Source organism: Niveispirillum lacus (assembly GCF_002251795.1).
In the GTDB taxonomy this organism is placed as follows: domain Bacteria; phylum Pseudomonadota; class Alphaproteobacteria; order Azospirillales; family Azospirillaceae; genus Niveispirillum; species Niveispirillum lacus.
Window position 1 is genome coordinate 247282 of record NZ_NOXU01000031.1, and the last position, 14919, is coordinate 262200.

The following is a 14919-nucleotide window of genomic DNA, read 5'->3' on the forward strand; positions in this document are numbered from 1 at the left end:
GGGTCGGGGTACTTTGCGGTATTGCGGCCCCGACTGCCACAGCGATCATTAAGGAACCTTTGCCATGTCCCTGCCCAGCCAGATGCGCGCCGTGGAGATCACACAGCCCGGTGGGCCGGAGGTGCTCTCGCTCACCACCCGCCCTGTGCCAGTGCCGGCAGCGGGCGAAGTGCTGATCCAGGTGGCGGCGGCTGGTGTCAACCGGCCGGATGTGGTGCAGCGTCAAGGGCTTTATCCGCCGCCGCCCGGCGCCAGCGACCTGCCGGGGCTGGAAGTATCGGGGACGATTGTGGCTCTTGGTCCCGGCGTCACCGACTGGCAGGTGGGGGACAGGGTGTGTGCCCTGCTGGGCGGCGGGGGATATGCTGAATATGCCACGGTAGCAGCGGGGCAAGTGCTGCCGGTGCCCGATGGGTTGGATATGGTCCAGGCCGCAGCCCTGCCTGAAACCGTTTTCACCGTCTGGACCAATGTCGTGGAGCGGGCTGCCCTGTCGGCTGGGGACAGCTTCCTGGTGCATGGCGGCACATCGGGCATCGGTACCATTGCCATACAAGTAGGGAAAGCGCTGGGTGCCACGGTTTTTGCCACCGCTGGCGGGGTTGACAAGGTAAGAGCCTGCCGCGATCTGGGGGCCGACCACGCGATTGATTACAAGACCCAGGACTTTGTGGCGGTGGTCAAGGAGATCACCGGCAAGCGCGGCGTGGATGTCATTCTGGACATGGTGGGCGGAGATTATTTACCCCGCAATATCGAGTGTCTGGCCGTCGATGGCCGGCATGTCTCGATCGCATTTCTGCGCGGGCCCAAGGTGGAACTGAACCTCGCACCGGTCATGCTTAAACGCCTGACCCTGACCGGGTCCACCCTGCGGGCGCGGTCGTCAGTGCAGAAGGCGGCCCTGGCAGCGACTGTACGGGACAAGGTCTGGCCGCTTGTGACGGCCGGCAAGGTGCGCCCGGTCATTGCCACGACCTTCCCGCTGGAACAGGCGGCAGATGCACATCGGCTGATGGAAAGCTCTGCCCATATCGGAAAGATCATGCTGGTTCTGTAAGCCTGCTGCCTGTTTGGTAAAAAATCCCGTGGCTTGTCCCGTGCCGGGACGCTATAGGTGATGCGTCGTTGACTTGTCCGTCCGGTTGGCTGCGCGGGGCCCCTCCCGCGCGCGACGGGCGGCTTTTGCGTTCATGGATCGATTTGCTACCGGCCCGATGGTCGGCAAAGCGTTTGAGGAGGAAGCATGGCACTGCCCCTGATGCCGAAGGCCACCGCCGTGTGGCTGGTCGAAAATACCAGCCTGACCTTTGAGCAGGTCGCGGAATTCTGCGGCATGCATGAGCTTGAGGTGCAGGCCATCGCCGATGGCGAGGTGGCGGTTGGCATGGTCGGCCGCGACCCAGTGGCCGGCGGTGAACTGACGGCGGAAGAGATTGCCCGTGTTGAGGCCAATCCCAACCTGAAACTGAAGATGCGCCATCAGGACCTGCCGCAGCCGGTGGCCCGTTCCAAGGGCCCGCGCTACACACCGGTCACCAAGCGTGGCGACAAGCCCGATGCGATTGCTCACCTGCTGAAGGCCCATCCGGAATTGTCGGATGCACAGATCTGCAAGCTGATCGGCACGACCAAGCCGACCATTGCTGCCGTTCGTGACAAGACCCATTGGAATTCCGCCAACATCAAGGCCCGTAACCCTGTGCTGCTGGGTCTGTGCAGCCAGCGCGAGTTGGATGCCGCCTTGGAGCGGGCCCGCCGTGGCCGTCCTGAGCTGGAAACCCCTGAAATGGACGCGGTGGACGAGGATATGGACCCGACGCTGGCCGAGGGTGATCAGGAAGACTGAGCGGTACCTTGCGTTCATCGGAAATTGGCCGGCTTCCCTTGTGAAGCCGGCCTTTTTCTTTTCAGGCGTTGGTACGATATCCTGCTTCTCGACGGCTAACGCTATGGGGGGTGAAATGGTGCAGTGGTTCTTCCATAATGATGACGAGCGTGTAGGCCCCCTGGAAGGGCAGGCGGCCCTGGATTATGTGCGTGCCCACCCCGACGCATTCTGCTGGCGCCATGGAATGGCCGAGTGGCTGCCGGTGCGGGCGGTCGCAGAACTGGTGCCGCAAGACAGCCCGTGGGGAACGGCTGGGGCGCCCCCGCCCCCGCCGCGCGGCGGCGCCCGTTATTCCCGTGCCGACCGGATCGATTTCAAGATCCACGGGCAGGAAATGCAGTTTGTGGAGGTTGAACTGGACCCTGGCGAAAGCGCCATCGCCGAAGCGGGGGCCATGGTCTACAAGGACCCGTCGGTGGAGATGCACACAATCTTCGGCGATGGCAACGAGTCGGGCGGTTTCCTGGATAAGCTGATCGGTGCTGGCAAACGGGTGTTGACGGGAGAAAGCCTGTTTACCACCGTGTTCACCCAGGCGGGCCAGGGCAAGGCCCGCGTAGCGTTTGCGGCCCCGTTTCCGGGCACGATCCTGCCGCTGAACCTGGCAGACCTTGGTGGTGGCCTGATTTGCCAGAAGGACAGTTTCCTGGCGGCAGCCAAGGGGGTGTCAGTGGGCATCCATTTCCAGCGGCGTGTCCTGACCGGACTGTTCGGTGGTGAAGGTTTCATCATGCAGAAGTTGACCGGCGACGGTTGGGTTTTCGCCCATGTCGGCGGGGCCGTCATGGAGCGGCAGTTAGCAGCGGGTGAAGTGCTGCATGTGGATACGGGCTGCGTGGCCGCCTTTACGCCCGATATCGACTTTGATCTGGTGCAGGTGGGCGGGGTAAAATCCGTCCTGTTCGGCGGCGAAGGCCTGTTTTTTGCCACGCTGCGCGGTCCGGGCCGGGTCTGGATTCAGTCATTGCCGTTCTCGCGGCTGGCGGGTCGGATGCTGTCAGCGGCCGTGCCGGGCGCCGGCAAGGGAGAGGGCAGCGTCCTGGGGCCGCTGGGTGAGTTTGTTATGGGGGGCAAACGCTGAACTTTGCGGTCGAACCGTGGTTCTGTGCGAATGGATAGCTTGCGGTGCCGAAGACATCGCGACAGGGTGACGGTGTGACCGGGCCACCGCCGTTCCGGTTGATCATGACCGACCGGTAAGAGGACGTCACAATGGGCATCGTCATCCCTTTTCCAGGCGCCGCAGAACCTTTCAGCCGGGCGGTGACACTGGCCGATCAATTGGTCGATGTTACGGCAGGCCTGCCCCTGCTGGTGCATGCGGTTGATGATCTTGGTCGGTCAGCGGAAAGCCTATGCCGCACGCTTCAAGGTGGGTTGATGGCCATGAACCAGGCATTTGGTCAGGCCTTGCGGGTCAATGCCGCGCATCACCAGATCCAGGTCGAAGCGCAGGCAGCGATTGATCTGGCCGCCACCAACCCGGAGGCCGCTGCCGCGCGGCTGACCGAACTGCGTGCGGATTATGCGCGACTGACGAGCCCGGACTTTCGCGCCTGACGCGTGGATTACAATGCGTTCACCTTAATTCCATTGGCTTTCCATCCACCCCGCGCCAGAGTGTGGCCCATGTGCCCCGAGCCGGGAGGAAAGAAGCCTCGTGAACCAGAATGCACGTCCTCAACAAAGCCGCCGCTGGCGCCTGCTGGCGGCCGGCGTCGTGTTGTCGGCTTTTGTCAGCCTTGCGGCTACCCTGCCGTCTGCCGCCCGCGTCTTTGATCCGGAGACCTTCACCCTGAAAAATGGGATGCAGGTGGTGGTGATCAATAATCCCCGTGCCCCGGTCGTCAGCCATATGGTCTGGTATAAGGTGGGGTCGGCAGATGAGACGCCGGGCAAATCCGGTCTGGCCCATTATCTTGAGCATCTGATGTTCAAGGGCACAGACAAAATGAAGCCGTCAGAGTTTTCCCGCACGGTGGCCCGCAATGGCGGGCGCGACAACGCCTTCACCGCTTATGATTATACGGCCTATTTCGAGAATATCGCCCGTGACCGCCTGGAACTGGTCATGGGGATGGAGGCCGATCGGATGGTGAACCTGCGTCTCACCGATGAGATTGTTCTGCCTGAACGTCAGGTGATTCAGGAGGAACGGCGGCAGCGGACCGAGAATGAGCCGGCATCGCGCCTGTTCGAGCAGATGTACAGCCTGCTGTTTGTGCACCACCCCTATGGCACCCCCATCATCGGTTGGATGCATGAAATTGAGAAATTGACCACCCAGGACGCCCTGGATTTCTACAAACGTCATTATGCGCCCAACAATGCCATCCTGGTGGTGGCGGGCGATATCACGGCCAAAGAACTGAAGCCGCTGGCGGAGAAGACCTATGGTCAGATCGCACCAGTGGACAATATCCCAGCGCGTGTGCGGGTGACCGAACCCCCCACCGAGGGTGCGCGGCGCATCACCCTGACCGATGATCAGGTGCGCCAGCCCAATTGGACCCGGATGTGGCGGGCCCCCAGCTATAATGCCGGGGAGAAACAGCATGCCTATCCGCTGGAAGTGCTGGAAAACATTCTGGCCGATGGGGCCACCTCCCGGCTGTACCGGTCGCTGGTGGTGGAACAGAAAATCGCGGCGGGGGTGAACCTGTCCTATAATGCCTCTGCTCTGGACCTTGGCACCTTGTCCATTTCCGCCACCCCAGCTCCTGGGCAGGATGTGGCCGCCATGGAGGCGGCCATTGACGCCGAGTTGGCGAAACTGCTGTCAGGCGGTGTAACCGATGCCGAAGTGGCATCGGCCAAAGTCCGCCTGCGTCGCGACGCGATCTTTGCCCGCGACAGCCTGCAGGGTCCGGCCTACGCTTTTGGTGTCGCGCTGACCACCGGGCAGACGGTGGCCGATGTGGAAGCGTGGCCCGATCGGATTGCAGCGGTTACCCGTGAGCAGGTTGAGGCAGCCGCCCGCCATGTTCTGTCTCAGGGTAACCATGTCACCGGCATCCTGATGCCCGCCGAACCGGCGGCGACCGCCGCTTCGGCGCCGCCGACTGCCGCGCCGGCCACCGTCGGGGGAAGCAAATGATGGATTTTACCAAGATGATCCACCGCGCCGGTCTGTTGCTGCTGGCTGTCGTCGCCATGCTTGTCCCCAGCCTGCCTGCCGCCGCCGTCGATATTGAAAAGGTGGTTAGCAAGGGTGAGATAGAGGCCTGGCTGGTCCGGGACACCAAGAACCCAATCATCGCGATGCAGTTCGCGTTTGAAGGCGGAACGGAGCGTGATCCGGCCGATAAGCTGGGCCTCGCCATTATGGTTGCCAGCACCATGGATGAAGGGGCAGGGAACCTGGACAGCCAGGCATTTCAGGGCAAGCTGGATGAAAACTCCATCACCCTTTCCTTTAATGCCGGTCGTGACGCATTCGTTGGCCAGTTGGTCACCTTGCGGGAGACAAAGGACACGGCCTTCGATCTGATGCGTTTGGCCCTGACCCAGCCGCGCTTTGACATGGAAGCTGTCGAGCGCATCCGCGGACAGTTGCAGACCAGTCTCCGCCGGTCACAAGCCGATCCCAGTTACTGGGCGCAACTCGCCTTTGGATATGCCTTATTCCCCAATCATCCCTATGGTTTGCCACAGCGCGGCTTTACCGAAACCCTGGCGGCCATCACCCGTGATGATCTGGTGCAGTTCGCCCGTACCCGCCTGTCCCGGCAGGGCTTAAAAGTCGCCGTTTCGGGCGATATCACCGCCAAGGAACTGGCGCCGCTGCTGGATAAGCTGTTCGGTGCGCTGCCGGTCAAGGCCACACTGGCGCCGGTGGCCGATGTAACGCCTGCCGCGCAGGGAAAGACCATTCTGGTCCCCCGCCCCATTCCGCAGACTGTCATGGTTCTCGCCCATAGCGGTCTGGATCGGTCGGACCCGGACTGGTATGCCGCGACCATCGTGAATTATGTCCTTGGCGGTGGTGGCTTCTCCTCCCGTCTCATGGACGAAGTCAGGGAAAAGCGGGGCCTGACCTATGGTATCGGGTCCTCGCTGCAAAGCTTTGACCATGCCAACCTGATCACTGTCAGTGGCTCGACGGTCAATGAGAAGGCAGCGGAGGCCATTTCGGTTACGAAACAGATCTGGGGGGAAGTGGCCAAGAATGGGATTACGGAGGCCGAACTGCGTGATGCCCAAACCTATCTGACGGGGTCGTTCCCGCTGCAGTTCACCAATAACGGGGCGATTGCCGGTCTGTTGTTGCAGGTACAGCGTGATGATTTGGGTATCGATTTTCTGAACAAGCGCAACGACCTGCTGAATGCCGTAACCATTTCGGATGTGAAACGTGTGGCGGACCGCCTTCTTGACCCTGAGAAACTGACCACGGTGCTGGTCGGTCAACCGGTGGGGATTGAGCCCACAGGAACCTTTGTCATGCAGGGTCAAAAAATCGGGATTGTGGGTCCAGAGGCGCTTTTGGACCAACCCAAATGATCCCTCTGCCATAAGCAGAAAAGAAAAGGGGCGGCCAATCAGCCGCCCCTTTGCGTTCTGACGGGCTGATGGCGTGCCGTTCAGGCGCGCTTGGCCCCGATATAGGCCACATCACTGCGGCCCGTATCGAAATCGGTCAGCGGGATCGGGTATTCGCCGGTGAAGCAGGCGTCGCAATATTGCGGCAGATCGCCATCGCGCTTGGCATGGTCCAGCGACTTGTACAGCCCGTCCAGCGAGATGAAAGCCAGACTGTCGGCATTGATGAAAGAGCGCATTTCTTCCACCGTCATGCGGTGGGCGAGCAGCTTTTCCTTTTCCGGCGTGTCGATACCGTAGAAACAGGGATGGCTGGTCGGCGGGCTGGAAATGCGCATATGCACTTCCTTGGCGCCGGCATCGCGCATCATCTCAACGATCTTCACCGATGTGGTGCCGCGAACAATACTGTCATCCACCAGAATGATGCGCTTGCCCTCAATAAAATGCCGGTTGGCATTATGCTTGAGCTTCACGCCCAGGCGGCGGATTTTGTCCGTTGGCTGAATGAAGGTGCGGCCGACATAATGGTTGCGGATAATTCCCAGATCGAAGGGAATACCGCTCTCTTCCGCGTAGCCCAGGGCCGCCGGCACACCGGAATCCGGCACGGGGATCACCAGGTCAGCGTCGATATGGCTTTCGATGGCCAGTTGCGCACCGATCTTCTTGCGCACGCCATAGACAGAGTGCCCTTCCATGAAGCTGTCCGGGCGGGCGAAATAGATATACTCAAAAATACAGAATTTGGAGCCGGTCTGCTGGAACGGGCGCAGCGACTGCACGCCGTTCTTGTCCAGCACCACCATCTCGCCCGGCGCGATATCGCGCACATACTCGGCGCCGATAATGTCCAGTGCCACGGTCTCAGAGGCCAGCACATGGGTATCGCCCAGACGGCCCAGGACCAGCGGACGCACACCATGCGGGTCACGCACGCCCACAACCTGATCCTTGGCCATGCAGACCAGGGAATAGGCACCCTCAATCTGACGCAACGCGTCCACCAGACGGTCGATGACCGAACCGTTACGGCTTGTCGCCATCAGATGGATGATGGTCTCGGTATCGGAGGTCGACTGGAACAGGCAGCCGCGGCGCACCAACTGCCGGCGCAACTGCATGGCATTGGTCAAGTTGCCGTTATGGGCCAGGGCGAAGCCGCCGAACTCAAACTCTGCGAAAAGCGGCTGCACATTGCGCAGCGAGCGTTCGCCGGTGGTGGCATAACGCACATGGCCGATGGCGATGTCACCGGTCAGGTTGCGCATAACCGTTTCGCTGCCAAAGATATCCCCGACCTGGCCCAGGGCCCGATGCTGGGGGAAATCCTGACCGTCGAAGCTGACGATACCTGCCGCCTCCTGACCGCGATGCTGGAGCGCATGCAGGCCCAGCGCCACAAGCGCCGCTGCATCCTGGGGACCGTACACACCGAAGACGCCGCACTCCTCGCGCAGCTTGTCGTCGTCGAAGGGATGGGTCGTGAGCATGGGCAGGGCGCCTTTCGCGGGGAAGATGGTGTCCGGTGGGGTCGTGTTCTAAGGCCCGGTTCAGCGTTGGTCCCCTTCGGGACGTCGATCCGGTTGGTCTGGTTGCGGCTGATCGGTGCTTTTGATCACCTGGTCAAGACGACCAAGATCTTCGGCATTATAGCCGCGATCCGTCTCCGGCACAGCCGCGTTCCCCGCAGATGTGGGGCGCGGATTGGCCAGTCGTTCCAGGGTGCGTCGCGCGTTCTCGGCTTCCTCCAGCCGCTGTTGGGCGCGTTGCGCCTCGCGCTGCGCTGGGGACAGGTCGGCATTGGGCAGGAAGTCGCGCAGAATGTCGGCACCGGTTTCCAGGAAAGGGCGCGACTTCGCCTCGCGTAGCCAGACCGGTTGTTCCGGCCAGAGCCAGGCAGCAAAAAGAAAAGCCAGCGACACCAGCACCGCACCCCGCACCACCCCGAAGGCAAAGCCCAGCGACCGGTCGATGGCCGAGAGGCTGCTTTCCTGCACCTTGCCGGAAATGGTGCTGGTCACCACCGAGAGCGCGATCAGCGACAAGGTAAAGACGCCGAGAATGGTGACGCCATCGGCGACATATTGGGTGCTGATATAGGTGCGGGTGTAGGGCGCTGCCGCCGGAAACAGCCAGAGGGTGGCCAGGGCCGCACCAATCCAGGCGGCGACCGACAGCACTTCGCGCACGAAACCGCGCGCAAACGCCATCAAGGCCGAGATCAGCAGGACGGTGACGACGGCAACGTCAACGGGGTTCAGGCTGCTGCCTTCCATGCGGCTTCCCCCTCAATCCCGGCTGCGTGGCGGGCGCGGTGGTGCGTCCGCCTGGAACAATGGCAACAGATCGGACAGATGGTCCAGTTCGATACGCCGCAACCCTTCCGCCGAACCATCGCCGCGCGACCGGCGCGGCTGTGGCATCAGGGCACGGTTGAAGCCCAGTTTGGCGGCTTCCTTCAAACGCTGGTCGGTCTGGCTGACCGCGCGGATATCGCCCGACAGGCCGATTTCGCCAAAAACAACAGCATCGGCCGGCACCGGTTCCCCCGTCAGGGAACTGATCAGGGCAGCAGCAACCGCCAGATCGGCAGCGGGTTCGGAGATTTTCAGGCCGCCGGCCACCGACAGGTAAACATCGTTGGCCCCGATGGCAACGCCGCAACGAGCCTCCAGCACGGCCAGAACCATGGCGAGGCGCGACGTGTCCCAGCCCACGACGGCCCGCCGCGGCGTGCCCAGCGGTGAGGGGGCAACCAGGGCCTGCACCTCCACCAACACGGGTCGTGTCCCCTCCAGCCCGGCGAAGACCGCGGTCCCGGTAATGTCGCGGCGGCGGTCGGCCAGAAACAGTTCGGACGGGTTCGGCACCTCGACCAACCCATCCTCCCCCATTTCGAACACGCCGATTTCATCGGTGGCCCCGAAACGGTTCTTGACCGCGCGCAGGATGCGGAACTGGTGCCCGCGCTCCCCTTCAAAATAAAGCACGGTGTCGACCATATGTTCCAGGACGCGAGGGCCTGCGATTTGCCCATCCTTGGTCACATGGCCCACGATCAACAGGGTGATGCCCTTGCGCTTGGCCACCCGGATCAGTTCCGCCGAACAGGCCCGCACCTGGGCCACGGTGCCCGGCGCGCTGTCCAGATTGTCGATATACATGGTCTGGATCGAATCGATCACCGCGACCTGTGGCCCATCGGCGGCTTCCAGGCTGGCCACGATATCGCGGACATTGTTGGCTGATGCCAATTGGACGGGTGCGTTCGCCAGACCCAGACGGGATGCGCGCATGCGCACCTGATCGACCGCTTCCTCCCCGCTGATATAGGCGCAGCGTGTGTCCTGGGCCAGGCAGCAGGTTGCCTGCAGCAAGAGGGTGGATTTGCCGATGCCGGGGTCACCGCCCACCAGCAGGGCCGAGCCATGGACCAGACCGCCGCCGCAGACGCGGTCAAATTCCTGGATGCCCGTCATACGACGGGGCGCATCGGCCGGGACACCAGAGAGAGCAACAAATTCGATCTTGCGCCCGCCGCCGGCCTTGCCCAGCCCCTTGGGCATGGCATCGGCCACCTGCTCTTCGACAAGTGTGTTCCATTCACCGCAAGCGTCGCACTTGCCCGACCATTTGGGGAAGCTGGCGCCGCAATTCTGGCAGACATATTTGCTGGTGGCGCGGGCCAAATTCGTCCTGGCTCCAGGGGTGGTGACGCGGCCCCTATATAGACATTGAAAGGCCGGCTGGGGAGACCTTCATAACACGATTGCAACATGCGCAGGGACCTTCGCACAGGGCCTATGCCTGACGGGTGGGGAGCCGCCTATCTGTGCTGTGAAAAATCGTCTCGTCAGCAACGGTTGGGCGTGAGAGCAAGGGAGTTGAGAAGTGCCTGGACCTGAACGGGCACCATCGGTCGCGTCACCGCAGGATGACGGGGCCGCACACGCCATGTCCAAGGAGACAGCAATCATGACCACCGAGTCCCCCGCCCTTGCTGTGACGCTGGCCGATATCAAGGAGGCCGCGCAGGCCCTGGCCGGCCATATCATGGAGACGCCCTGCGTGCCGTCGCGCACCCTGTCGCATCTGACGGGAGCCGAAATCTGGGTGAAGTTTGAGAATTTGCAGTTCACGGCAGCGTTTAAGGAACGCGGCGCGTTGAACAAGCTGCGCAAGCTGACCACGGCGGAACGGGCGCGGGGTGTGGTGGCCATGTCGGCCGGCAATCATGCGCAGGGTGTGGCCTATCATGCCGGACGTCTGGGTATACCCGCCACCATCGTCATGCCAGAAGGCACCCCCTTCACCAAGGTGGAACGCACAGAGGAACATGGGGCACGGGTCGTACTGAAAGGGGCGGTCCTGGCCGAGGCGGCGGCGGAAGCCGAGCGCCTGAGCCAGGAAGAAGGCTTGGTCTTTGTGCATCCTTATGATGATGTGGATGTCATCGCGGGGCAGGGCACGATCGGCCTGGAAATGCTGATGGCGGCCCCGCATCTGGATACGCTGGTTGTGCCGGTGGGCGGCGGCGGGCTGATCAGCGGTATCGCCGTGGCCGCCAAGGCCCTGAATCCGGCCATTCGGATCATCGGCGTCGAGGTGGAAGCCTACCCGGCCATGGTCCAGGCCCTCAAGGGCGAACCGATCCAGGTGGGTGGCGACACTATCGCAGAAGGCATTGCGGTGAAGAATGTCGGTGCCAAGACATTGGAGATCTGCCGCGCCCTGGTCGATCAGGTCGTGCTGGTTCCTGATGTGGCGGTGGAAGAGGCCGTGGCCTTGTTCTTGAACATCGAGAAGACCGTGGCGGAAGGGGCGGGTGCCGCAGGGCTGGCGGCGGTCCTGACCCATCCGCAGATGTTCCAGGGATCGAAGGTCGGTCTGGTCCTGTGCGGGGGCAATATCGACAGCCGCCTGCTGGCCCAGGTGATCATGCGCCAGTTGGTCCGCGAAAGCCGCCTGATCGCCGTCCGTATCGCCATCCCGGACCGGCCCGGCGTGCTGGCCCGGATCACCGGTCTGGTGGGTGAAGCCGGTGGCAATATCATCGAAGCCTCGCACCAGCGCCTGTTCACGACCACCACTGTCAAGGCCACCGACATCGACCTGACCATCGAGTGCCGATCCAAGCGCCATGCCGAACGCGTCCTGGAGACGCTGCGCACACGCGGCGGGTTGCAGGTGCAGGTTCTGGCGGGCGGGGTGGAGTGATATGGAGCCTGTCAGGTGAGTGCGCGCTCCGCACAGCCTGTCTTCACGCCGCCCGCACAATCTCCACGCCCACGGCTTCACATTCCTCGAAAGCGTCGAGTTTTTCGAGGCGAATCAGGGCGGTCAGGACGCGGTTGGGGGACAGCAGGGCCGCAGCCAGCCGTTCGGCCAGGCATTCCAGCAGATTGGTATGGCCTTCTGTCACGATGCGGCTGGCCGTTTCCACAAGGGCCGCATGGGTCCAGGGGGCGGGGTCGTCCGGCGCCAGGGCCAGTTCCAGGTTGAGGCGCAGGCGCTGTGGCTTCACATGTTCGTAATCATAGATGCCGATCAGCGTCGTGACCACCAGATCGCGCACAACCAGCACCACCTGTCCGGCGTCGCGCGGCGGCGCGGCGGGGGCGGGGTGGGGCACGGGGCGGAGCTGCGGCTGCGTCATGCGCCTTCGTCTATCATTGGGACCGGGTGGCGGCAAGCGACGGGGACGCCGGGGCAGACCCGACGCTTTCACGGGCGGACGGCCTTTAGAGCCCATCCTTTCGGTGCGGTGGTGCTTCTTGCCTTCGAGAGATAGAGTGCGCGACACTCAGTCAAAGGCATACGGGGACACTCATGCGTTACGAACAGGATGCGGCACAGAGGGCGACGGTATTGCGACATTTGTCGCAATCGCTCGCCGGTGCTGTCGCCCTGTTTGAAAAGCATGAGCATGTCAAGCTGGCCACCTTTCCGGATTTTAAGAAAGCGCGCGCCCGCTATCTGGAAATCCAAGCATTGATCTTCACCATTACCGACAAGGCGGAGGAAGCGCCCAATCGTGGAGTTCCGGCCGATCTGAAAGGATGGTTGATCCGCATGCGGTTGCGCGGCATCGCCAGCTTCACCCGCATGAGCCTCAGTTTCTTCCGCGACCCGCCGGAGCTGCTGATCCATGCGCTGGGTGCTTATGACATCCTGCAAGAGGAACGCGACGGGCTGATGAGCCTGCTGAATGATTTTGACATGATGCTCATGGAAGCGGCATTGGACGACAAGACCTCCATGGAACTGGACAAGGTCCGGGGCCAGATGGAGGAGATTGTCGTACTGCTGGACAAGCATCTAAAGGGCGCGCCAGCGGCGCTGCGCACCTTCGACTGATCGACAACACCAGGACACAGCGTCCCGATGGGTAGAACTTATCAGGGGCTGGCGTTTCAGTGCTTATCCCGCGGCGCGGGCCCGTTCGACCAGGAACCGGTCCTCAAATTCAGCCGCAGGCAGGGGACGGGAGATCAGGAACCCCTGGATCGTCTGGCACCCCATGTCGCATAGCCAGTCCCGCTGCGGCTCCGTCTCCACCCCCTCTGCCACAATCTCCAGACCCAGGCGTTGACCCAGTTCGAGAATGGTGGCGGGGATGGCCACATCGTGCGGCACCGTCTGCATAAAGCCACGGTCGATCTTCAGCACTGTCAGCGGAATACGCCGCAGATGGGAAAGGGAGGAATAACCCGTGCCAAAATCATCAATAGCCATGCCGACGCCGATGTCGCGCAGGACCCGCAGCATGGCGAAGTCGCCCGTCGCCGCCGTCATGGCCACGGTTTCTGTAATCTCAAGCGTCAGCAGATGTGCCGGCAGCCCGGATTTGGCCAGGGCAACGCGGACACGGTTGGGAAAATCGGCATCGGCCAGTTGCCGCGGGCTGACATTGATGGCGACCGGCAAATCACCATGCTGGCGCCGCCAAGCCGCGGCTTGCCGGCAGGCTTCCCCCAGGACCCAGTCGCCGATCGGGCCAATCAGTCCCGTTTCTTCCGCCACCGGGATAAAATCGCCGGGGGCGACATAACCCTCGTCGGTCTTCCAGCGCAGAAGCGCCTCTGCACCCCGCAGAAGCAGGCTGCGCGGGTCCATCTTGGGTTGGTAAAACAGTTCGAATTCGCCGCGCAGTTCAGCCGCGCGTAACCGCGCCTCGGTCCGCAGGCGCGACATGGCCTGTTCCGACATTTCAGCCGAAAACATCCGCCAGCACCCGGTGCCCGCGGCCTTGGCGGCATACATGGCGACGTCGGCACAGCGGAGGATCTGCCGCGCGTCCTGTCCGTCACTGGGCCACAGCGAGATGCCGATAGACGCACTGGGATGCAGTTGATGGCCATCCAGATCCAGCGGTCGGGCCAGGGTCGCCAGAATACGATCCGCGACCTGAATTGCCTCTTTCGGTTCCCGCACTTCTTCGACCAGCACCAGGAATTCATCCCCGCCCAGGCGTCCAACCGTGTCAGAATGGCGCAGCGTTTCGGCAAGGCGCTGGGCGATACCTTGCAGCATACGGTCGCCCATATCATGCCCGAGGCTGTCATTCACATGCTTGAAACGATCAAGGTCGAGGAACAGCACTGCCAGCCCCCGCTTCGTCCGCCGTGCCCGCGACAGCGCATGTTCCAACCGTTCCAGCAGTAGTGCGCGGTTGGGCAGTTCAGTTAGCGGGTCACGGGTGGCCAGTTGCCGCAATTGCCCCTGGCTTTCATCCAGCTTATCCAGTGTTTCGTTGATCCGTTGGGTCAGACGGCCCAACTCGTCCCGTTCATGCCCTGGTGGCACCGTCACCCGGGTATCACGGGGATTATCCGGGTCGATGCCGGCCACCGCCTGTTCCAGTTCTACCAATGGCCGGGTCAGGAAACGGTGAAACACCCAGGTCAGCATCAGGCCCAGCAGAATATTGCGCACCAGGCCGCCCAACAAGGAAGAGCCGACAAAGGCGATGTAGTCAGCGGACACCAGCGCCATGTCGAGATCAATGCGCAGAAGACCGATCGGGGGTTTTTCCCGGCCATCATCCTGTGGACGATAAAGAATCCGGGTTCCGCGTGCCAGATCGCCGAAAACCAGCCGCCCGATGGTGCTGTTGCCCGCTGTGCTGGCGGGCAGGGCGCGATGGTGCGCCCAAAGAGGCTGGTCATCGGAAATCCGGATTTCGATGCCGGCGATGGCACCAATTGACAGCGCCGAATTGCCGATTTGCTGAGCCAGCGCCTCGTCCACGTTCCAGGCGGCCGCAGCAGCGCTGCCTTCCATCAGGTCGAGCATCTGTTCGACCAGTTCACTGGCCTTGCCCCGTTCACGCCATGTTGCCCAGGCGACTTCCAGCCCGCTTAGGAACAGCCCGATGATACAGGCAGCCAGGACGGCCCGCGCCGCCTGTCTTGCCGCCAAAGAATTGCCCAGCCCCTTCAGCATCGCCCTCCCCGGAGGCTTCGCGTCGGCCGTTTATCCGG

13 protein-coding genes are annotated in these 14919 nt (G+C 62.5%); 8 read left to right on the forward strand and 5 right to left on the reverse strand.

The window, feature by feature from the left end:
- Positions 1–64: 64 nt before the first annotated feature.
- The 6 genes from CHU95_RS16945 (at position 65) to CHU95_RS16970 (ending at position 6394) form a co-directional block, all read left to right on the forward strand.
- Entirely contained in the window at positions 65–1060 is a 996-nt protein-coding gene (locus tag CHU95_RS16945) for an NAD(P)H-quinone oxidoreductase (RefSeq protein ID WP_094457519.1), read from the forward strand.
- Between the two features lie 186 nt (positions 1061–1246).
- Positions 1247–1849: a DUF1013 domain-containing protein gene (locus CHU95_RS16950; RefSeq protein WP_094457520.1), complete on the forward strand. Its 603-nt coding sequence runs from the start codon at positions 1247–1249 to the stop codon at positions 1847–1849.
- A 115-nt stretch (positions 1850–1964) separates the two neighbouring features.
- Positions 1965–2972: a TIGR00266 family protein gene (locus CHU95_RS16955; RefSeq protein WP_094457956.1), complete on the forward strand. Its 1008-nt coding sequence runs from the start codon at positions 1965–1967 to the stop codon at positions 2970–2972.
- A gap of 131 nt (positions 2973–3103) precedes the next feature.
- Positions 3104–3451 (forward strand): hypothetical protein, encoded by a 348-nt coding sequence (locus CHU95_RS16960; protein WP_094457521.1) that lies wholly within the window; start codon positions 3104–3106, stop codon positions 3449–3451.
- 100 nt (positions 3452–3551) lie between these two features.
- Entirely contained in the window at positions 3552–4988 is a 1437-nt protein-coding gene (locus tag CHU95_RS16965) for a M16 family metallopeptidase (protein ID WP_094457522.1), read from the forward strand.
- Positions 4985–6394 (forward strand): M16 family metallopeptidase, encoded by a 1410-nt coding sequence (locus CHU95_RS16970; RefSeq protein ID WP_094457523.1) that lies wholly within the window; start codon positions 4985–4987, stop codon positions 6392–6394. The genes CHU95_RS16965 and CHU95_RS16970 overlap by 4 nt, the downstream gene beginning before the upstream one ends.
- A gap of 80 nt (positions 6395–6474) precedes the next feature.
- Here CHU95_RS16970 and purF read toward each other — a convergent pair whose 3' ends face one another.
- The 3 genes from purF to radA are packed head-to-tail and all read right to left on the reverse strand — an operon-like array spanning position 6475 to position 10125.
- Positions 6475–7926, reverse strand: a complete 1452-nt coding sequence (gene purF / locus CHU95_RS16975) for an amidophosphoribosyltransferase (RefSeq protein ID WP_094457524.1) — start codon at positions 7924–7926, stop codon at positions 6475–6477.
- A 60-nt stretch (positions 7927–7986) separates the two neighbouring features.
- Complete coding sequence (locus CHU95_RS16980; RefSeq protein WP_094457525.1) at positions 7987–8712, reverse strand: CvpA family protein; 726 nt, start codon at positions 8710–8712, stop codon at positions 7987–7989.
- 12 nt (positions 8713–8724) lie between these two features.
- Positions 8725–10125 carry a DNA repair protein RadA gene (gene radA, locus CHU95_RS16985; protein WP_094457526.1) on the reverse strand — a complete coding sequence of 467 codons (1401 nt, stop codon included), beginning with the start codon at positions 10123–10125 and terminating at the stop codon, positions 8725–8727.
- Positions 10126–10411: 286 nt separating this feature from the next.
- On the opposite strand from radA, the gene CHU95_RS16990 reads away from it, so the two are divergent.
- The gene (locus CHU95_RS16990; protein ID WP_094457957.1) at positions 10412–11653 is read left to right on the forward strand and encodes a threonine ammonia-lyase; all 1242 of its coding nucleotides are present in this window, start codon (positions 10412–10414) and stop codon (positions 11651–11653) included.
- Positions 11654–11696: 43 nt separating this feature from the next.
- On the opposite strand, the gene CHU95_RS16995 is transcribed toward CHU95_RS16990, so the two are convergent.
- Positions 11697–12092 carry a dihydroneopterin aldolase gene (locus CHU95_RS16995; RefSeq protein ID WP_165772238.1) on the reverse strand — a complete coding sequence of 132 codons (396 nt, stop codon included), beginning with the start codon at positions 12090–12092 and terminating at the stop codon, positions 11697–11699.
- Between the two features lie 173 nt (positions 12093–12265).
- Here CHU95_RS16995 and CHU95_RS17000 point away from each other — a divergent pair, with 173 nt between their 5' ends.
- On the forward strand, positions 12266–12793 hold the full coding sequence (locus CHU95_RS17000; protein ID WP_094457528.1) for a hypothetical protein: 528 nt from the start codon (positions 12266–12268) through the stop codon (positions 12791–12793).
- A 63-nt stretch (positions 12794–12856) separates the two neighbouring features.
- Here CHU95_RS17000 and CHU95_RS17005 read toward each other — a convergent pair whose 3' ends face one another.
- Entirely contained in the window at positions 12857–14881 is a 2025-nt protein-coding gene (locus tag CHU95_RS17005; RefSeq protein ID WP_094457529.1) for a putative bifunctional diguanylate cyclase/phosphodiesterase, read from the reverse strand.
- Positions 14882–14919: the final 38 nt, after the last annotated feature.